The organism is Aestuarium sp., assembly GCF_023253315.1.
Lineage (GTDB): Bacteria > Pseudomonadota > Alphaproteobacteria > Rhodobacterales > Rhodobacteraceae > Marivivens > Marivivens donghaensis.
Genome location: NZ_JALRGW010000007.1, coordinates 46,847 through 67,377, shown reverse-complemented (window position 1 = coordinate 67,377; position 20,531 = coordinate 46,847). Strand labels below are relative to the sequence as shown.

General features: G+C 56.6%; 15 protein-coding genes. 8 read left to right on the top strand and 7 right to left on the bottom strand.

Translation table 11 applies throughout. The features are described 5' to 3' along the window. Positions 1-6: 6 nt before the first annotated feature. From AC1QQ2_RS06085 to AC1QQ2_RS06070, 4 genes are all read right to left on the bottom strand, one after another. Positions 7-615 carry a LolA family protein gene (locus tag AC1QQ2_RS06085; protein WP_479712466.1) on the bottom strand — a complete coding sequence of 203 codons (609 nt, stop codon included), beginning with the start codon at positions 613-615 and terminating at the stop codon, positions 7-9. Positions 616-762: 147 nt separating this feature from the next. Then, on the bottom strand, positions 763-3,771 hold the full coding sequence (locus AC1QQ2_RS06080) for a DNA translocase FtsK (RefSeq protein WP_479712465.1): 3,009 nt from the start codon (positions 3,769-3,771) through the stop codon (positions 763-765). A 12-nt stretch (positions 3,772-3,783) separates the two neighbouring features. After that, positions 3,784-4,962, bottom strand: a complete 1,179-nt coding sequence (locus AC1QQ2_RS06075) for an aminotransferase class I/II-fold pyridoxal phosphate-dependent enzyme (RefSeq protein ID WP_292251942.1) — start codon at positions 4,960-4,962, stop codon at positions 3,784-3,786. Positions 4,963-5,082: 120 nt separating this feature from the next. Then, positions 5,083-6,408: an amidase gene (locus AC1QQ2_RS06070; RefSeq protein WP_479712464.1), complete on the bottom strand. Its 1,326-nt coding sequence runs from the start codon at positions 6,406-6,408 to the stop codon at positions 5,083-5,085. 83 nt (positions 6,409-6,491) lie between these two features. On the opposite strand from AC1QQ2_RS06070, the gene AC1QQ2_RS06065 reads away from it, so the two are divergent. Beyond that, positions 6,492-7,709, top strand: coding sequence for a UbiH/UbiF/VisC/COQ6 family ubiquinone biosynthesis hydroxylase (locus AC1QQ2_RS06065; protein ID WP_479712488.1), 1,218 nt, complete (start codon positions 6,492-6,494; stop codon positions 7,707-7,709). A gap of 103 nt (positions 7,710-7,812) precedes the next feature. Here the strand turns inward: AC1QQ2_RS06065 and AC1QQ2_RS06060 are convergent, their stop codons facing one another. After that, the gene (locus AC1QQ2_RS06060) at positions 7,813-12,480 is read right to left on the bottom strand and encodes a DUF7507 domain-containing protein (protein ID WP_479712463.1); all 4,668 of its coding nucleotides are present in this window, start codon (positions 12,478-12,480) and stop codon (positions 7,813-7,815) included. 477 nt (positions 12,481-12,957) lie between these two features. Beyond that, positions 12,958-13,245, bottom strand: coding sequence for a YggT family protein (locus tag AC1QQ2_RS06055; protein ID WP_105233988.1), 288 nt, complete (start codon positions 13,243-13,245; stop codon positions 12,958-12,960). A gap of 126 nt (positions 13,246-13,371) precedes the next feature. On the opposite strand from AC1QQ2_RS06055, the gene AC1QQ2_RS06050 reads away from it, so the two are divergent. The 7 genes from AC1QQ2_RS06050 to AC1QQ2_RS06020 all read left to right on the top strand — a co-directional run bounded on the left by AC1QQ2_RS06050 (position 13,372) and on the right by AC1QQ2_RS06020 (position 19,084). Next, positions 13,372-13,905, top strand: coding sequence for an acyl-CoA thioesterase (locus AC1QQ2_RS06050; protein ID WP_479712462.1), 534 nt, complete (start codon positions 13,372-13,374; stop codon positions 13,903-13,905). A 79-nt stretch (positions 13,906-13,984) separates the two neighbouring features. Next, a complete protein-coding gene (locus AC1QQ2_RS06045; protein WP_479712461.1) occupies positions 13,985-15,358 on the top strand; it encodes an MFS transporter in 1,374 nt (457 codons plus the stop codon). Then, the gene (mepA, locus tag AC1QQ2_RS06040; RefSeq protein ID WP_479712460.1) at positions 15,343-16,248 is read left to right on the top strand and encodes a penicillin-insensitive murein endopeptidase; all 906 of its coding nucleotides are present in this window, start codon (positions 15,343-15,345) and stop codon (positions 16,246-16,248) included. Before AC1QQ2_RS06045 ends, mepA begins: the two co-directional genes overlap by 16 nt. Before the next feature lie 2 nt (positions 16,249-16,250). Beyond that, a complete protein-coding gene (locus AC1QQ2_RS06035; protein WP_479712459.1) occupies positions 16,251-17,096 on the top strand; it encodes an esterase-like activity of phytase family protein in 846 nt (281 codons plus the stop codon). A gap of 81 nt (positions 17,097-17,177) precedes the next feature. Continuing rightward, positions 17,178-17,810 carry a queuosine precursor transporter gene (locus tag AC1QQ2_RS06030; RefSeq protein WP_479712458.1) on the top strand — a complete coding sequence of 211 codons (633 nt, stop codon included), beginning with the start codon at positions 17,178-17,180 and terminating at the stop codon, positions 17,808-17,810. Positions 17,811-18,186: 376 nt separating this feature from the next. Continuing rightward, positions 18,187-18,600: an alternative ribosome rescue aminoacyl-tRNA hydrolase ArfB gene (gene arfB / locus AC1QQ2_RS06025; RefSeq protein WP_479712457.1), complete on the top strand. Its 414-nt coding sequence runs from the start codon at positions 18,187-18,189 to the stop codon at positions 18,598-18,600. Between the two features lie 73 nt (positions 18,601-18,673). Continuing rightward, a complete protein-coding gene (locus AC1QQ2_RS06020; protein WP_479712456.1) occupies positions 18,674-19,084 on the top strand; it encodes a type II toxin-antitoxin system PemK/MazF family toxin in 411 nt (136 codons plus the stop codon). Positions 19,085-19,235: 151 nt separating this feature from the next. On the opposite strand, the gene pncB is transcribed toward AC1QQ2_RS06020, so the two are convergent. Next, positions 19,236-20,528, bottom strand: coding sequence for a nicotinate phosphoribosyltransferase (pncB, locus tag AC1QQ2_RS06015; protein WP_479712455.1), 1,293 nt, complete (start codon positions 20,526-20,528; stop codon positions 19,236-19,238). Between the last annotated feature and the right edge of the window lie 3 nt (positions 20,529-20,531).

Below are 20,531 nucleotides of genomic sequence, written 5' to 3'. Positions count from 1 at the left end.
CCTTTCTTATTTCTGCCAATCGCGTTCTTCCGCGATGATATTGAACAACCGGTCTGGGACCCGTCCGCCAATCCGAAGCGTATTCAGCACCATCGTCGTCTGCCCACCTGCGTTATCCGTGACAATCCACTGGTTGAGCATCGGCGGGTCGGTGAACACCAGTTTGATGTTCCCGTATTCAGGGTGATCTGGGTCTTGCAGCGTGATCTGAGTGGTCGCCCCGTCTGAACGATGATCAACCACCATCCTTTCATCGGTCAGATCAACGTCCCGACGCAGAATAATGCTCAGTGGCGTTTCGCTCAGCGGATAGCGATCAGGGCCAGTGTTCGACCGCGGGTCAAAAATCGCGAGCGACCCGCCGCCCGCAATCACCATCGCCTCTTCGGGTGGATCATATTCAAAGCGGATACGACCTGGGCGCTTAATATACAGCGTTCCCGTCGACATCGTTCCGTCAGACGCGATCTGGGTAAACGTGCCCTCAGCCGTCTGGAGACCATTCCAGAAATCCGAAATCTGCCCGAGCGACAAAGGCTCAGCCCGTAGTGCGTGCCCACCCAGTGCAGCCAGCAAAAGCGGGGCGGCCAATAATGTACGGCGAAGTTTATTCATCAACTTACCTTTATCAAACGAGGCGTTCTTGCCCCAAAACATGGGGACAATCGACCTGTTTTCCAACGGATAAGCGATAACAAGCCAGTGTTATTCGGTAAAAAGATAAAAGGCGCGGAGGGTCCTCATCCTCCGCGCCTCTCGCTCTTAGTGCTGTTCAGGCACCAATATTTCGCGCTTTCCGACGTGGTTCGCAGACGAAACCACACCTTCGTCCTCCATTTGCTCAACCAGACGCGCAGCTTTGTTGTAGCCGATGCCCAGTTTCCGCTGGATGTAGGAGGTGGAACATTTACGGTCCTTGATCACGATAGCAACGGCTTGGTCGTATAGGGCGTCTTCCCCATTCGTGTTACCGCCTAGGCCAAGGACTGCATCGATGTTAGCCTCTTTGTCCTCATCTGGACCTTCGACTACACCGCCGACGTAGGTTGGCGGGCCGTAGGACTTCAGATAGGTCACGATTTCTTCGACTTCTTCGTCGCTGACAAATGGGCCGTGAATACGCGTGATGCGGCCACCGCCAGCCATATAGAGCATGTCGCCCATACCGAGCAGCTGTTCGGCACCCTGTTCACCCAAAATGGTGCGGCTGTCGATTTTCGAGGTCACTTGGAACGAAATACGCGTCGGGAAGTTCGCCTTGATCGTGCCGGTGATCACGTCCACGGACGGACGCTGCGTTGCCATGATCAGGTGAATACCCGAAGCACGCGCCATCTGTGCCAGACGCTGAATACAGGCTTCGATTTCCTTGCCCGCAACCATCATAAGGTCTGCCATTTCGTCGACGATAACGACGATATAGGGCATTGCTTCTGGTGCGAATTCTTCGGTTTCAAAGATCGGATCGCCCGTCACTTCGTCAAATCCAGTTTGAACCGTACGCTCGAACATCTCGTTGCGCGCCAGCGCATCGCGAACGCGACCGTTGTAACCCTCAATGTTGCGAACGCCCATCTTGGACATCTTGCGATAGCGCTCTTCCATCTCACCAACGACCCACTTCAGGGCAACGACCGCCTTTTTCGGGTCCGTCACAACAGGCGACAGAAGGTGCGGAATGCCGTCATAGACCGACAGTTCGAGCATCTTCGGGTCGATCATGATCAGACGGCATTCATCTGGCGTCAGCTTGTAAAGCAGCGACAGGATCATCGTGTTGATCGCAACCGATTTACCCGAACCCGTCGTACCCGCGATCAGCAAGTGAGGCATCTTCGCGAGGTTCGCCACGACCGGCTCACCGCCAATGTCCTTACCCAGCGCCAACGGCAGACGATGATTGCCATCGCCATAATCACGGCTCGACAGGATTTCGCGGAAGCTCACCATCTCGCGCTTATCGTTGGGAAGTTCGATACCAATGACCGAACGACCGGGAACCGTCGATACACGTGCGGACAGGGCTGACATCGAACGCGCGATGTCGTCGGACAGACCGATAACACGGCTCGCCTTCAGACCCGGCGCAGGTTCAAGTTCGTACATCGTGACAACAGGACCGGGGCGAACCGATACGATTTCACCTTTGATACCATAGTCATCCAGAACCGCCTCGAGCATCCGTGCATTTTCTTCGAGCGCTTCGTTGGACAGAACGTGACGTTCAACATCCGCTGGGTCCATCAACAGGTTCAGCGGTGGCGTCTCATAGTCCATCCCTTTGTCTTCGAACGACAACGAAGGCTGGGCTTCAGCACGCGCCTGCTTCGACGGAACAACAGACCGTTTCAACGAGTTCTGAACCAGACGACGCGGCTCTGCCGTCGGAATCGGCGCAGCACGCATTTGCGGCATCGGCGCAGGTTCATAGTCTGGCTCGTAGTCATCACGATCAATGTCAGCAAAGATGTTGGAGTCGTCGCCATCGACAAGAATTTCGGTCTCATCGTCCCACTGCGGCATCTCCATGCCCATCTCTGGCATCGGCTGACGCATCACTGGCGGCTCAACAGAATGAGGCGCCGCAATCGTAGGCTGCGCGACGAGCGGACGAGGACCACGCCCCGCAACCAAGGTCGGTTCAATCCGCACGCCGTCTGCCGTGCGAACGATCGGCGGCTGTTTTTGCTCAACCACAGGCTGGACGTTACGGTTACGGATCACATCAGAAATACGGGCGCGAATACGATCATCGTCAGGCGCTTGCGAACCTGCCATCATCGGCGGCTCGGATTCGATCAATTCTGGCTCTAGCTCCACCTCAGGCGAACGACCAAACATTTTCGGCATCAGGCCGCGCAGACCAGAGGCCTCTGCCTGCGCAGGACGTGCTGCAGCCGCCATCGTCGCCGCAGCAACGATTTTCGGCATCTTCGGCATCGTATCAGCGGTGATAGGGTTACTACGAACAACATTCGCCACGCGCTGACGCTCTTCTGGATCAGGCACAGCGTAGAACGCGTCAATCTCGTCTTGGGAATATTTGCGATCACTGCGAGCCTGATCACGACGGCTCTGTACGTTGGCATATCCAACCTGCGCCGCACGAACGGACATATCCGCACCGCGCCCAACAAGGCGCAAAATCAGATCGTAGAGGACAACGAGGCCATAGAGGAAGAAACGCCAGCCCGTGCGAATTTCTGGCATCGTAAAGCCCAGCACAAACGCACCCAGCGCCAGCATCGCGATACCCGAAATCAGGGCCGCGACCTTCACCCACAGCAGGGAACCCGCCACGAGCGGCGTCAGGATCATGCCCAGAACCGTATCACCAAGCATCCCGCCGTAACCAAACGAATGCGTCCAGCTTGGATCGGCAGAGTATGTCGCAAAATAGATCGCCGCGACGACAATCGGGATCGGGAAAAACACCAAACGACCAAAGGCACGCTCTGCGCCGTAGTGCAGCGTCAACCGCAGCCCCCAAACCATAGGGATCAGCGCCAGCCACCACGACGCCTTGCCAACGACCAGCATCAACGGCGCGGCAATCGACGCACCCATACGGCCCATCCAGTTTTGGACAGGCGCATCGGTGGCGAGCATCCAGCTTGGATCTTCGGGCGAATAGGACCCAACCATCAGCCCCACGATGACCCCCAGTGCAATCAGGCCGAGGCCCAAAAGCTCTTTGCCACGTTTTTCCAGAATAGCCTGCGTGGTGCTATCCAAGAGCGGGTCGCGCTGACGTGTCGAATAAGAGGCCATACCAAAATCCCTTTAATCGTAGAGGCATTCGCGGATCAAAGTCAGACCGCGTCGCATCTCTTCCATCGGAGCCACCATGGCGACCCTAATGAACCCCTTACCGGGGTTTTTGTCGTTAACATCACGGCTCAGATATCCGCCGGGCAGCACACGCACGCCGGTTTCTCGCCATAGCTTCAATGCAGCCGCCTCGCCGTCTTCGACAGGCAACCACAGGAAAAATCCGCCCTCGGGCGTGTGATAGCCAGGCAGGTTCCCCAGAACCTCTTCGGCCATCTTGTATTTCGCGTTGTAGAGCGCGCGGTTCTCAATCACGTGCTCTTCGTCGCTCCAAACACGTGTAGATACACGTTGTATAGGTAGCGGCAGAGGCGCACCCGAATAGGCCCGCAATTGACGGATCAGCCGTATAGACTCTGTCCCGCCCGCAACGAAACCAGACCGCAAACCGGGCAAGTTCGACCGTTTGGACAGCGAATGGAAAATCGTGATCCGCTCTGGGTCCGCACCCATTTCGGCGGCTACCTCAAGAGCACCCACAGGCGCTTCATCGCGGTAAATCTCGGAATAGCACTCGTCTGCGAAAATGCGGAAATCGTGTTTCTCGGCCAGCGCAATCAGCTCGCGCCAGTAGTCCCGCGACGCCACTGCACCCTGCGGGTTCGATGGGGAACAGATGTAAGCAATCGCCGTGCGATCCAGCACATCCGCTGGCATCGACGCATAGTCAGGCAGGAACCCATTATCGGCAGTCGCAGGAACGAAAACAGTCTCCGCACCCACCGAAATCGAAGCGATCATATAGACTTGATAGAACGGGTTCGGCGTCAGGATGACAGGCCGTTTGCCGTTCTTCGTTTCAGGGCAGAGCGCCATTGCAGCGTTATACAGTCCCTCACGCGTGCCGTTCAGCGCCATGATCCGATCAGGCCCAACGACGACGCCATAGCGACGGTCAATCCATGCAGAAATTGCGGCCAGCAGATCAGGCTCGCCATCATTGGGCGGGTATTTCGCGAAACCAGCGATGTTGTCGGCCAAGACATCCCCAACCCACGACGGGAACGCGTGTTGTGGCTCTCCAATGGTCAACGCCAGAGGCTCTCCGCCCGGTTCATGGACGTCGAGTAGAGCCCGCAAACGCGGGAATGCGTAGTCCGCAAGGTTCGAGAACCGCTCCGGATAGATCATTTCTGCCTCAAAGTTGCGAGATCATTTTCGTCCCGCTTTGTACCTTGATAACCCCCGACCGCCTGCGCTGTCCAGAAAAACGGAACGAATCCAGAGCGCCCCGCGTCAGAAATGTGGCATTTAGGCCAAGGCGCGCTCTGCCGCTGCACCGATCCGCAGCAATCGCGCTTCGCTCATTGGCGCCGCGTTCAGCATGATGCCACAGGACGGAACGCCCGTCGGAAGCGTCACGGAACAGCAGTTCATCAGGTTGCCCACGCGGGTATTGCGCAAGGCCATGAGGTTTTCAGAAACGAAGTAATCTCCATCCGTCTCAAGCCGCGCCGCATTGGGCGGAAGGATCGGCGCTGTCGGCAGGATCACCGCATCAAAGCGCGCCATCATCGCATGATATTCGTCACGAATTTCCATCAATTCCGCCCAAGCCGAAACGTAATCAACAGCCGTAAACCCTGCCCCAGCACGAATTCGGGTCAGAATTTGATGATACATTTTCGACGGGTCCGCCTCGATGATGTCTTGCCAATAGGCATAGGCATCCACGGTATAAAGCACCCCCGCCAATTCGAACGCCCGTCGCAGCGGCTCAAATCGAACATGCCGAACCTTTGCGCCAGCCGCCTGTAACCGCTCGACTGCGCTGACGAACGCAGCCAGAGGTGCATCGCGCAAATCCTCCATCCCAATGGTGTCCAAGATCGCGAATTCGACACCCTCGAGCGAAGCGCCGTGAATGTCCGCCACGCGCCCACCCAATGCACCCAGCATCAGGGCCGCATCCTCGACCGACCGACAGAGCGGCCCGACGGTATCAAAAGTCTTACACAGCGGCACCACGCCCGTAAGCGACAGCAAACTATGCGTTGTCTTTAGACCGACCAGATCGTTCCAAACGCTCGGCACCCGCACCGATCCACCCGTATCCGACCCAACCGCGGCGGCGGCCAAACCAAAGGCGACCGAGGCCGCAGCGCCCGACGACGATCCACCGGGAACGGCTTCGGGATCGTTCACACAAGGCGGCGTTGCCGTAATCGGGTTTAACCCCAAACCACTAAAGGCTATCTCGGTCATATGGGTTTTACCCAAACAAACCAAACCCATAGCGGTCGCGTTCCGCAAAACCTCTGCATCCCGCGAAGGCACGCGATCCTTTAGATAAAGCGTCCCCGCCTCTGTCGCGGTCCCCGCCGTATCGAACAGGTCTTTCCAGCTGATCGGCACCCCATCCAACGCAGACCGCCGCAAACCCGCCTTGGCCCGCTTTGACGCTGCCTCTGCTTCTGCCAACGCTCGCTCAGGCGTGACCCGCGCATAAATGCGGTCGCGATGTTCGTGTTCATCGATGGCGGTCAGAAACACCTTTGTCAGTTCAACGGGGTCAATTTCCCCCGAACCGATCCCGCGACCCAAGTCTGCCGCTGTCATCCACCGCCAATCCTGCATGGCAATCTCCCTCGTACAATTGACTCAACGCTAGCGGGACGATGTCGCATGGACAATCCCGCGAATTGGCCCATATTCACGCCATGACCCATGACCACGATATTCTGATCGTCGGCGGCGCTCTAAACGGCCCCGCGCTTGCTCTGGCTGCTGCTCACTTCGGCCTCTCGGTCGGGGTTATCGATACTGTGCCGCTCGACACTTATAAGGACCCATCCTTTGACGGTCGAGCCTATGCGCTAGCCCTCGCGTCTCAACGCCTGCTCAAAGGGATCGGCATCTGGTCCAAAGTCGCGGCCCACGCCGAACCAATGCTCGAGATCAAAGTCACCGACGGTATCGCAGGCCAAGGCCCTGCCCCGTGGATGCTCCATTTCGACCACGCCGAAATCGAAGAAGGCCCGATGGGCTACATGGTCGAAGACCGCCACCTCCGCCCTGCCCTTATGGAAGCAATGGAGGAAAGCGACCGTATCACCCTTTACGCACCCGAAACCGTGACCGCCCAATCGCTGACCGAAAACGGGATCAGCGTCACGCTCGCCTCGGGCAAAACGCTGACTGCGGCCCTGCTGGTTGGCTGTGACGGACGCAAATCAGGCACCGCCGAGCGCGCTGGCATCAAACGCACAGGTTGGACCTACGGACAAACGGGCATCGTCTGCGCCGTTGCGCATGAAAAACCCCATGGCGGTGTCGCCCATCAATTCTTTATGCCGCACGGCCCACTGGCCATCCTGCCGCTCAAAGGCAACCGTTCCTCTATCGTGTGGAGCGAAACTGACGCCCGCGCCGCCGAATGTGCCGCAATGGATGATGCGACCTTCCTCGAGGTCCTCAAACCCGCCTTTGGCAGCTTTCTCGGCGAGATTAGCCTCGAAGGAAAGCGGTTCACCTATCCACTGAACCTCACCCTCGCGAATAGCTTTATCGCCGATCGTATCGCTCTGGTTGGTGATGCGGCCCACGGGATGCACCCCATTGCGGGTCAAGGCCTGAACGCTGGTCTACGGGATATCGCGGCGCTCGCCGACGTGCTCCGCGATGCGCGTCACACAGGTCAGGACATCGGTAGCCCAATCGTTCTGAACAAATACCAACAATGGCGCCGCTTTGACACGGCAACGCTCGCGGTCGCGACGGACACGTTCAACAAACTCTTCTCGAACGACAACCCGCTGCTGCGGGCGGTGCGTGATGTGGGCATGGGCGTGGTAAACTCCATCCCCGCCTTACGCCGCAATTTCGTCCGTGAGGCCGCTGGCCTCACTGGTGATCTGCCCAGCTTGATGCGCAGCTAAGGCTTTCAAAATCCCAAAAACAAATCGGCCGCGCCTCTCACGATGCGCGGCCGATTTTGGTTTTGGGATGGTGAACGTGTCAGAAACACGCTCACCTATTTTCTTAGAACTCTTTAGAGAAGTTCAGACCGAGGTCGAGGTTACCGCTTTGGGTCACACCGCCTGAGGTCTCGAGCTGGCCACCGAACAGCGGCTGACCCATATTGACGGTCAGAGCGTAGCGTTCGCTGTCCTCTGTGCCTTCAACGTCGAGGGCGATGCCGAAGGTTTCGCCTGTCCGCTCGTTCTCGCTTGAGAACTCGATCGTCGCGCCGAAGCCACAGCTGGTCTCAGTCGAACCGATACCACGATCACAGAACACACGCGGGGTGAAGCTCAGCACTTCTGGCTGATCCACCAGCAGATCGACCAAGCTCACCTCAGCGAACACGCGACCACCAGAGACAGTGCCCGTCGAGAGCGAACCCGCTTCTTCGAAGCCTGCGCGGCTTGCTGTCAGATCGGCTTCACCACCCGGCGACCAAGCGAGGTCAACACCGACGCGCGGCGCGATGACATAGTCGCTCACGTCGAACTCACCCGAGAGCGCGCCACCAGCGAACAATGCGTAGTAGGTGTAGAACCCATCCACATTGATCGTGCCCAGCGGACGATCGAAGTCGAGGTTGAACGTGTGACGGCCAGCCGCTGCACCCAAGTAGTAATCTGCGAACAGATTTTCCTGCAGGCGGAGCGCACCGTAGATGCCACCGTTCAGACCGAAGCCATTGATCTCGCCGGTTGCCAGACCTGTGATGTCATCCTTCGCGGAGTACATGCCCACGAACCAGCCCGAGACGCGGTCGTTGTTCACGAAACGCTCGACCCGATAGTTCAGCGAGAACATACCCTGTGCGATGCCATCATCCGTTTCAAGATAGCTCAGCGAACCCGAGAAGATACGCCAGCCATCAATCGCACAGTCGCGGGTTTCGCTGTTGAAGTCACCACTTCCAGAGACACCGTTTTCGTTCGCCTGCAGATCAATGTTACGATCCACTTCGGTCGTATCACGGCACGGCATTTCGATGGCTTGCGCTTCGAGCGGCACAAACTCCACACGACGGTTCAGCTGACGTCCCTCTTCGGTCGCATTGTCTGCAATCGGACGGCTCTCACCGTAGCCCGCAGAGGCCAAGCGATCGACCGGCACGCCGCGCTGACGCAGGGCCGCCACAACAGAGGCCGCACGAGACTGGCTGAGCTGCAAGTTGTACTCGTCGCTTGCGCGGTCATCAGTGTGACCTGCAACTTCGAATGCAGCCTCAGGACAGGTTTCCAACAGACCCGCGATGGCATCCAGCGTTCCCGCGCTCTGCGGCAGGATCACAGCCGAAGCCGTTGCGAACTGAACCGGTGCCTGCTCGAGGATATCAGCGATATCTGCCGCACAGGTATTCGCATCACGCTGTTTCAAGCGGTTCAGCGCACCAGCCGCAAAGCTCGACATCTGACGGCTATGCTGGGTCATCGTCGCAGCAAGGTCATCCTTGAGGATTTCGGTCAGATCTTCCTCGATCTCAGGGATAATCGACGCGTCCAACGGAATGTGGTTCTGAGCCACACCGTTGGAGGTCGCGTTAATGTTTGAAGCATCAAACACCATGCGGAACGATGTGTAATACGTCGTATCCATCGTGTCGCTTGTTGTCGCATCACTGCTGATGTTCACAACCGAACCACCCAGACCCGGATTATACGGGCCGACATTCGGCTCGATAATCTGGGAAACGTAGCTGTAGCCCGCCTTCACAACCTGGATCGAATAAATGCCGTCCTGAGCAACACTCGGATCAAGGAAGAAGGTGTACTGACCGTCAGCCGCGGTGCTTACGCCGTTCGCATCACCCAAGTTTGTATCAAGCCAGCTGTCAGGAACAACGGTCGAGGCTGCACCTGCAGACGCTTGATAGTAGAGGGTCACAACAGCGCCACTGATCGGTGCATAGGACAGCGAGTCATAGACTACACCGCTCGGGTCGACCAAGAACGCGTCCTGATCAATCTCGACAGCACCTGCCTCCACTGCAATCCCCGTGATGCGGTTCGCAGTTTCCGTGTACTCAGCGCTTGTAGCTGTCGGTTCAGAGGTTGCTTCGGGGTTGTGGAATTCCACGCCGTAGCTCCCCGCTGGCAGACCAACAAAGGTATAGTCACCGTTCTCATCAGTGATCGTCGTCACTGGCGATTGCGTCTCTGGGTCAATCACATAGTCAAAGACACCCGGCGACGTTTCTTCCAGCAAGTAGACCTCGATATTCGGCACACCCGCTTGGTACTCGATCACCGAACCACTGATTTCACCAGGGAAGCCAGTCGAGGTTGGATCACCGTTTGCGTTGGTGTTCCCGTCAACCTTACTCTGAGCCACAACAGGATCGCCCTGCGGATCTTCAGCAGAGACCGTAGCCACGTTGGCAACACCACCTGCATCCAGATCAGACTGGAGAAGAGCGTACTCATAAGTCCACGTCCAAGTTTCACCGACCGAGATTTTCTGATCCGAACCAGCGTCACTCTCCGCGTCAAACACAGGCGTCAGAGAGATCCCCGTTCCACCCGTCGGGGTCAGCGTATCTGCGATCGTCACTGTATCAAGAGTGACGTTACCAACGTTCTTGGCCGTAATCGTGTAGACCAGAACATCGCCCGCACGCACACCGTCATCAAGAGATGCGTCATCAACAGTCTTCGTAACTTCAAGCACAGGATTTTTAATTGAACGCAACTCAGTCTTGTCGTCATCGGTGTTGCCGTCGGCGTCGTCAGCATCGTCCGTCACGTCGGTGACCTCGTTGCCTGTGCCGGACGGAGGCGTACCGATCACGGTGGCCGTGTTCAACAAACCACCAGCGTCGATGTCGGCTTGGTCCACAAGATAGGTCGCTGTGAACGACACGCTCTCACCAGGCGCCAGTGTCGTCGAACCGTTGGTTTCGATCGTGAAGGACGACAGGCTGTTCGCAGGAGCGGTATCGTCCGCTTGCGTCAACGTATCGCTGTACACGCCCACATTCGTCAGAGTGACGTTGCCGGTGTTCGTCGCCGTCACGGTGTAGGTCACTGTATCGCCAACGCCAAAGCCATCGCTGCCCACATCGTTGGTCAACGCCGCAGTCTTGGTGCCGTTGATGCTGGGATCCTGCGTAATTACCTTGGACGTGGCAGACCCATTCCCTGCACCAATCGTCGTGTTACCAGTCGAGCTAGTCTCAACGCTTTCGGGAGTGATTGAATTGCGCGGCGTACCTGTGAAGGTAGCGATGTTGGAAACGCCACCGGCATCAATGTCATCTTGGGTCAGGACATAAGACGCTGTGTAGGTCCATGTTTCGCCAACTGCCAATGTCGTGTCTAAGGTGTTATCGTTCGTCGACGGAGCCGTCATGGTCAAGGTCGCGCCCGTACCATCGGTACCGCGTGTCAGAGTATCGTTCGACAGGGATACAGACTCGTAGTCGACCTCACCTGTGTTCGACACTGTGATCTCAAAGTTCACGGTATCGCCGGCCGAATCCTTCAAGTCACCATTCGTATCAGCAACCGACGTGACCGTCTTTTGCGCCGTCAACTCTCGGATCAGGATTTGACGCTGAGTGACCGTACCAGAATATTTATTATTCGTCGGTGTCCCCGTTGTTTCATTGCCCGAAGCAGAGCTTTCGAGGTCAATGTAATTGATGCCATCGACGGTGTATGGGAGGGTCGCAATGTTCTCAATCGTGTCGGCGTTCAAGTCCGCTGCAACGAGTGTGTAAGAATAGGTCCATACGCAGGTTTCGTTTGCAGATAGAACTGCGTCGCTGCTGTTTGCGCCACCGGAACATGAAGCAGACGACAGAGTGCCCGCCGGAGTGATCGCCGAAGCAATACTGTTTGTTGTTCTTGTGAACGTATCGGTCAACGAACCCATGGTGACATCGACAACGCCGATGTTTTCAGCGGTGATCGTGTATTCTATCGTGTCACCGATATCCGCGCCGTCAGAGAGCGAACTAATTACTGGCAAATTTTTGGTAAGACGCAGAAGCGGGTCGGCTGCAATAGGTTCATCTACAGGAGGGTTTGCGTAAGCAATACCTTGGCTGAAGTCGATCCCGTAATAGGCAAGGCCACTTTGCGTTTGGTCACCAATCTTAATTCGAATGGGCGATGCCAACGTGCTATAGAAAACACGTGCTCGGTATTGGTCACCGACAGCCGTGCCAGGGGCTGAGGTAATGTTATCAGTGTCAACGATCGGCAAGAAACGAGTGACGCCCGACCCTTGGTCGACCGCTTCGAGCTTTGTATTGGCGTCTAGAGCAAAGCTCGTGATACCCGAAAAATCTGTAAATTGCTTACCCGGATTACCCCCCGAACCATCGAGGTCGTATGTGTTGATGTAGACGTTTTCCAGCGTTACCGGAGTGCTGCCATCCAAAAAGGTAAAGGCAAACTCTGCATACCCGCCAACGGCACTCATAGTGAGGTTAGGCTGAAAGTAAGCATTGGTCGAATATGGGTTGCTGGTACTGTCGAATGCCCCAATGGTAGCATTGGACAAGCCAACAACTTCGACCTTAGCGTCGATCTGGGCCCCACCAATCGTGATTACGTTGGGATATGTATAGCTCTCACCAATCGCGTTTGGGAAACCCGAGGTTGGTCCACCAGAAAAATCGAGCGTACCACCTGCAACGTCATAGAACTGTGCGACAGCGGCCTGTGGAAGTCCAATTGAGAGCAACATCGTTACAAGAGATGACGCAAGAACCCGTCGAGGCTTTGACTTAATCTCACCACTGGCGGCCCCGAAAAATGTGAGGAGCATTTTGAAGGCAGCGAGGATGAAACTGAATATTTAAGGCACTCTCTGTTTGCGTTAGACAACCAGAGCGGAACTATCTGATAACTCAGATTTGATGATTATCGCGTACGAAGAGTTAGAAAAGCATTCCGAAGTATCAGGAATTCCCAAAGGGGTAGCGCAGCACCTACATCGGCGGATCAGACTAACGTAAAGTGCGTAGATGCACCCTTGTTTTTTGAAAATTCCCAAAATTTTGCCAAATTTCGTTCGGTGGTGAACAGAACGTAATTCTTTTTACACCAAACCCCAGAATTAAATTTTTGATCAAAGAATAAAATTTATACATCTGGGATACTCATTTTACCGCAATCAAACGGTGTATCGGCGGACGTTTGATCCGTCCGCCGACAGGCCCGATCAGTAGAACATCGCGATGTTGTTGATCAGTATGATCCGGATTGCCTCTAAGCCCAAAAGCGCGACAACTGGCGACAGATCCAACCCACCCATGCGCGGCAGGAAATTCCGCAGCGGGCGATAAATCGGGTCGAGCAACCGCTCAAGACCATACCAAACCTGCGCAACCAGAGGCTGACGCACGTTGAGAACTTGGAAGCTGATCAGCCAGCTCATGATAAAGTGAGCGAAGATCATAAAACGAGCCACACCGATAATCATCAGCAGGATTTGGAAGATAGAGGTCATATCGCGTCCTTTCAGTTGCTCATCAGGTAATGTGCGCAGGGCCATTCGGCAATCCCTGCCCCAACGTTCCAGTTGACCTTGGGTGCGGCTGACGTTTCTTTGCATCTGCAGAATGAAAGGTCACACATGTATCCGTTCCTCCGATTGATTTGGCAGATGTTCGTTCATCGTAACGACCCAAAGGTAAACTTTGGCGAAACCTATGTGACCCACCATATCTGCTGGCCGTGGGACCTCGACCTCTGGTGGGAACTGAACAATGGACGGACGCTGACCCTGTTTGACATGGGTCGTTTGCCGCTCGGTCAGGCGTCTGGGCTACTCAAAGCGCTCAAACAGAACGGCTGGGGCCTAACGGTTGCTGGTTCGACCCCGCGCTATCGCCGTCGTATCCGCATGTTCGATAAAATCACGATGAAGTCCGTTCCGGTCGGTTGGGACGATAAATTCATCTACATTGAGCAGAGCATGTGGCTCTCTAACGGGGAATGCGCGAACCACGTTCTGATCCGTTCTGCAGTGACCAGCAAATCGGGCATCGTCGCGCCTGAAAAAGTCGCGGCAATCATGGGGCACACAGGCCCCTCGCCAGACTTGGGCGAATGGGTCAAAGCGTGGATCGAGGCAGAGACCAAACGCCCTTGGCCGCCGCAGCATTGATAACGCCCTGTTCCTAAAGGCGTGCTTGCCATAGCCGCTGTTTCTCTGTCTATATCATTGAAACGCATGGGGGGATGTCATGTCAGTATCCGCGAAAAAGCGCATCTGGGGCTGGATGTCCTTTGATTGGGCGCAACAGCCTTATTACACGCTCGGCCTGACGTTTATCTTTGGCCCCTATTTCGCTGCCGTCGCAGCCGACTGGTTCACCGCGAGCGGTTCCGCAACACCCGAAGCCGACGCGCAATCGCTCTGGTCCCTCGGCTCTGCCATCGCCGGCGTGATCATCGCAATTTCGGCGCCGTTCATGGGAGCTTGGGCTGACCTCAGCGGACGCAAAATCCCGTGGATCGCCTTCTTTTCAGTGATTTACGTGGTGTCCTCTGCCTTCCTCTGGGGCCTGACACCAGATGGTGCCACCCTCACCATTTCGCTGATCATCTTCTACATCGGCTTCATCGCCGCTGAATCGGGCCTCAATTTCGTCAACGCGATCCTGCCCTCGCTCGGCACGGACAAAGAGGTAGGCAAAATCTCTGGCTCGGCTTCGGCGTTCGGCTACTGGGGCGGCGTGGTATCGCTGTTCATTATGCTCTTGCTGCTGGCCGAAGGTGACAGCGGCAAAACACTTTTGGGCATCGACCCCATCTTTGGCCTCGACGCCTCGACCCGCGAAGGCACCCGTTCGGTCGGTCCCTTCATCGCGATCTGGTATCTCGTGTTCATGATCCCGTTCTTCCTCTGGGTCCGCGATGACACCTCAACGCCTCGCCGCAAAACCAGCTTTGGCGAAGTCGTCCCCGAACTGATCCGCGCGGTGAAATCCATCGGTCAAAGCCGCAGCCTGACCTCGTTCCTCGTAGGCTCCATGCTCTACCGCGACGCGCTGAACTCGCTCTATGCCTTTGGCGGCGTCTACGCGAAATTGGTGCTGGGTTGGGCCACGATGCAAATCGGCGTTTTTGGTATCATCGGCGCAATCACCGCAGCGATCGTCACATGGATCGGCGGCATAGCTGACAAACGATACGGCCCTAAAACGGTGATCACAGCGGCCATCGTCGTCCTCATGATCGTCTGCACGATAATCGTCAGCATGTCGCGCACTCACATTGGCCCGATAGCCTTGCCCGAAGGATCGAGCCTGCCCGATATCATCTTCTACATCTGTGGGGCCGCGATTGGCGGTGCGGGCGGTGCGCTCTATTCTGCATCGCGCTCTTTGATGGTGCGCCACACGAACCCCGAACGCCCCGCCGAAGCCTTTGGCCTCTTTGCTCTCACAGGCAAGGCAACCGCGTTCCTCGCGCCCATGATGATCGGCATCACGACCTACGCCACGGGCAGCAACCAGTTGGGCTTTATCCCTGTAATCGTCCTTTTCCTGATCGGTCTTCTAATGCTACGCTGGGTCAACAGCGAAGGAGATCGCGCAGCATGGTCCGCACACTAGGGGCATTGTGTGTATTGCTGGCCCTCACGGCCTGCAAGGCAAACGACACCGCACAGACAACGACATCGGTGATGTCGTCACAATCTTCGAACGACACACGCGTCGCCAAAGAGGTGTTCGGCCACATCCCGACACCCAGCAACGGCGCGTCAGAGGCCATCGGTTCCTATGCCCGTGGGTGCCAATCCGGCGCGATGGAGCTGCCTGAAAACGGTCAAACATGGCAAGCGATGCGCCTTAGCCGTAACCGCAACTGGGGCCAGCCGCAGCTTGTGTCCTTTGTCGAAGACCTCAGCGCCTTTGCCGCGACCCAGCCAGGTTGGGACGGCCTTTATATTGGCGACATGAGCCAACCGCGTGGCGGCCCAATGCTCACGGGTCACGCCAGCCACCAAATCGGCCTCGACGTCGATATCTGGATGCTTCCCCCCAGCCGCCTCGACCTGTCCGAGGCAGAGCGCGAAAGCCTCTCCTCCATCACCATGCAACGTGCGAACGGTGCCTACACCAACAACGATTGGTCGCCACAACACGAGGCCATCCTTCGTCGCGCCGCCGAAGACCCCCGCGTCGCCCGTATCTTTGTGTTCGCAGGGGCCAAGGTCGAAATGTGCAAGAACGCGACAGGCAATCGTGATTGGCTCCGCAAAATCCGTCCATGGTGGGGCCACCACTACCATTTCCACGTGCGTTTGAACTGTCCCGCTGGCGATGACGCCTGTCAGGATCAGGCCCCTATTCCTGCGGGCGATGGCTGCGAAGATGCGGAAAAATGGGTGAATGACATCCTCAATCCGCCGCCGCCCTCAGGCCAACCGCCTGCTCCGCCACGTGGTCCACTGCGGATGAATGACCTTCCCGATCAATGCGCTGTGGTCGCTGGACGCTGACATTGAAACACTGGATTACTGTTGCATTCGCCCTGCTCGGGGCCACCCCTGCGCTGTCCGAAGCCCAACTTGTCGCCAAGTTCGCCTTCAACATCCCAGGAGCAGAGGAGCTGTCCGCTATTGAGCTTGACCCAACGGGCACGGCCTTCACCATGGTCACGGACCGCGGCTATCTCCTGAAGGGCGAATTGACCCGAAACGACGAGGTTCTGACGGGCTTGTCCGTCAGACAAATGATCCCCCTAAACGGAGAGGATGGTCGGCCTCTGCGCGAAGGACAAACCGACTCCGAAGGGATCGCCTTTGGTCCCAACGGCCAGCTTTATATCAGCTTCGAAGGTCGTTCCCGCATCATGGCCTACGATCAGCCCGATGGTGCGGCGCGGCCCTTCAAACGCGCCGCCGCCTTTGACAACTTTCAATCCAATTCAGGACTAGAGGCGCTCGCCGCTGGGCCAGACGGCACTATCTATACGATCCCCGAACGGTCTGGCCGCTTTGATCTACCATTTCCCGTCTACCGCTACCGCAGCGATTGGGACGTCGCCTTTACCATCCCCCGCAGTGACTCTTTCCTCGTGACGGGCGCGGACATTGGCCCCGATGGTAAATTCTACCTGCTTGAACGCGACTTCCTTGGCATCGGGTTTCGGTCCCGTGTCCGTCGTTTCGACATGGACGGCACGAATGAGGAAACCCTCCTCCAGACCGAACTGCGCACCCACAGCAACCTCGAGGGCATCGCCGTCTGGCGTGATACAACAGGCCATATCCGCCTCACCATGGTGTCCGACAACGGCCAGACCTTTGGCCCCAGCACTCTGGTCGAGTATCAACTGACCGATTGACAGAAGGTCGCAGCGGCACTAATCAACCGCGTCCCCGAAAGGGGCCAAGTCGCCGCTACCTTGTAAAAACGGAATATAGACATGACCCGTATCCTCTCTGGCGTTCTCGCCATGGCCATCGTTGTTGTGGCCTCAAACATCCTCGTTCAGTTCCTCATTCTTGATGGGATCTTGACATGGGGTGCCTTCACCTATCCGATCGCGTTCCTCGTGACCGACATCATGAACCGCGTCTATGGCGCGCAGGCTGCTCGCAAGGTGATCTTTGCTGGCTTTATCGTCGGTATCATCTGCTCGCTGATCGGCAACCAGATCCAACTCGAGTTCGGCCCAGCCGTTCCGCTGCGTATCGCGATCGCGTCTGCAACGGCGTTCCTCGTCGCGCAACTCCTTGATGTTGCTATCTTTAACCGCCTTCGTGATGGCAACTGGTGGAAAGCTCCAATCATCTCGACTGTCATCTCATCGACCGTTGATGCTGTGCTTTTCTTCACCATCGCTTTTGCTGCGTTCATCAATTTCGGGGAAACGGCGAATGCTGAGATTTCTTGGGCTTGGGACGCGATGCCGTTGATGACGGTGGGCGCTGAGATGCCGTTTTGGGTGACTTTGGGCGTTGCGGACTATGCCGTGAAACTGGCGATTGCGCTTCTCGCGCTTGTGCCTTTCCGCGTCATTGTCGGCCAAATGTTGGCCAAAAAATCGGCAGCGTAACAAAAGTTTCACTAAATCTGGCACAAAAAGTTTTGACATACACGACATCTGTGTCACCCTGAGCTTACAGGCGAAACTCATTGAAAGGAGGTGATCCAGTGTCAAGAAAGGTATTGGAGAATGGTGTCGGGACAGCTTGGGGGGATCGCAGCTAAGGCAGCCCTTGGCTGACGACGAACTCAGGTGGGACGACCTAACCGCACCCACCTCCTGGACTTTCGAAGGGTCGCCTCATCGCCGGGGCGGCCCTTTTCCTTGCAATCGCACCTGTTTCGGGCAGATTCAGGACGTATTTGGGGAGCCACAGACGGTATCCAGATACCGCAAAACCCGCAATCGCACCCTTTTCGCCGCAAAACAGGTCTTATTTACGCTTATGTTACGGATTTCTAACGAAATCACCCTGCAAGACTGGGAACTGACCGAGCAATTTGTCCGCGCCTCCGGCCCCGGCGGTCAGAACGTGAATAAAGTGTCAACGGCAGTCGAGCTGCGGTTCGAGGCCGAACGCAGCCCCTCTCTGACCGATGCGGTGAAACGACGACTGCGGCGCATCGCGGGGTCCAAATGGACGACGGACGGCGCCATCGTGATCTTTGTGCAGGACACCCGTTCGCAGGCCACCAACCGAGAGATCGCCCGCGACCGCCTCGCCCAAATGATCCTCAAAGCCACCCACGTCCCCAAACGCCGCATCCCCACAAAGCCCACGAAGGGGTCGGTGAGGAGACGGCTTGAGGCGAAGAAGATTAGGGGCGAGGTTAAGGCGCTCAGGGGGAAGGTTGATTAATCAAAAGAAGACAAATACATCTATTCCGATTTAAATAATTCAGCACATCAACCTCAAGCCGAAGAGAACTCGATTGCCCTTAAGCTACGCACCTAAAAAGGGAACAATTGTTACAGCAGACTTTTATCCGGGCTTTAAAGAACCGGAAATGGTCAAGAAGCGTCTAGCAGTCGTCGTTTCTCCTCAGATACAGCAGCGAAGAGGTCTTTGTACAATTGTTCCTCTAAGTCTCTCGGAACCAAAGATAATAATGCCATATCACATGGCTATAAACATACCTTTTGAGCTACCTAAGAACTGGGGCAACCAGCAACGCTGGCTGAAGGGAGATATGATCTGCGCGGTCGGATGGCACCGATTGGACCTTTTACGAATTGGTAAGGGAGAGCATGGTAAAAGACTGTATCAAACAAGCTTACTCGATGAAGCCACGATGTCACAAATCCATGATTGCATTCTACATGGCCTTGGATTGCTCCAATAATATTGACAAAATCGCTGGCAGAGATATGTAAGAAGTGTGGCGGCTCTGGAAACATCCGCATTAAGACCCATAGGGCCACTGACGTCTCAGCGATTACAAGCTTCTCGTCAGTGCTGGCAGGACCTCGTACCATGTACGAGGTCTTTGTTATTTATACCCTAACCTCCCGCGCCTCCTGCTCACCGACTCCAAACACTCGCTTATAGCGGGCGACTTCTTCGGTGGGGCCCATGGCTTTGTTGGGGTTGTCGGAGAGTTTGACGGTGGGGGCGCCGTTGGCTTCGACTGCTTTACAGACGAGCGAGAAGGGGGCGAGGGCGTCTCCGTCGGTGAGGCCGATAAAGTCGTTGGTGAGCATGGTGCCCCAGCCAAAGGAAGCCTTCACGCGGCCACGGAACTGGTCTGACAGTTCGTGGATTTTGTGCACGTCCAGCCCGTCCGAGAAGATGATGAGCTTTTTCGTGGGGTCTTCGCCACGGGCCTTCCACCATTGGATCGCGGTCTCGGCCCCTTCGGCGGGATCGCCAGAGTCGATGCGGATGCCCGTCCACTGGGCGAGCCAATCGGGGGCGTTGTCGAGAAAGCCCTTGGTCCCGTAGGTGTCGGGCAGGATGATGCGGAGGTTGCCGTCGTGTTCCTCGTGCCAATCGGCGAGCACATCATAGGGCGCGCGGCGGAGGTCCTCGTCGGTTTGGGCGAGGGCGGCGTAGACCATGGGAAGCTCGTGGGCGTTGGTGCCGATGGCTTCGATGTCGCGCTTCATGGCGATTTTGCAGTTCGAGGTGCCGATGAATTTATCGCCGAGGCCTTCGATGAGGGCCTGAACGCACCAGTCCTGCCAGAGGAAGCCGTGACGGCGGCGGGTGCCGAAGTCCGCGAGTTTCAGGTCGGGGATCGTGCGGAGGGATTCCACCTTTTCCCAGAGTTTCGTCATGCCGCGTGCGTAGAGCACTTTGAGTTCGAATTTACCCATGGTGTTGAGGACAGCGCGGGAGCGGAGTTCCATCAGGATGGCGAGCGCGGGGATTTCCCAGAGCATGACCTCGGGCCAGGAGCCTTCGAAGGTGAGTTCGTATTGGCCGTCGTGTTTTTCGAGGTGGTAGGCGGGCAGGCGGAGGTTCTCGAACCACTCCATAAAGTCGGGGCGGAACATCTGGCGTTTGCCGTAGAAGGTGTTACCGCGCAGCCAAGTGGATTCCCCGCGGGTAAGCGACAAGGACCGCACGTGGTCGAGTTGTTCGCGCAGTTCGCCTTCGTCGATCATGTCGGCAAGGCGGATGTGTTTGGCGCGGTTGATCAGGCTAAAGGTCACGCGGGTGTCGCGTTTGTTGCGGAACACCGACTGACACATCAGGAGCTTGTAGAAGTCCGTATCGATGAGCGACCGCACGATGGGGTCGATCTTCCATTTGTGGTTATAGACGCGGGTTGCGAGATCGACCATGAC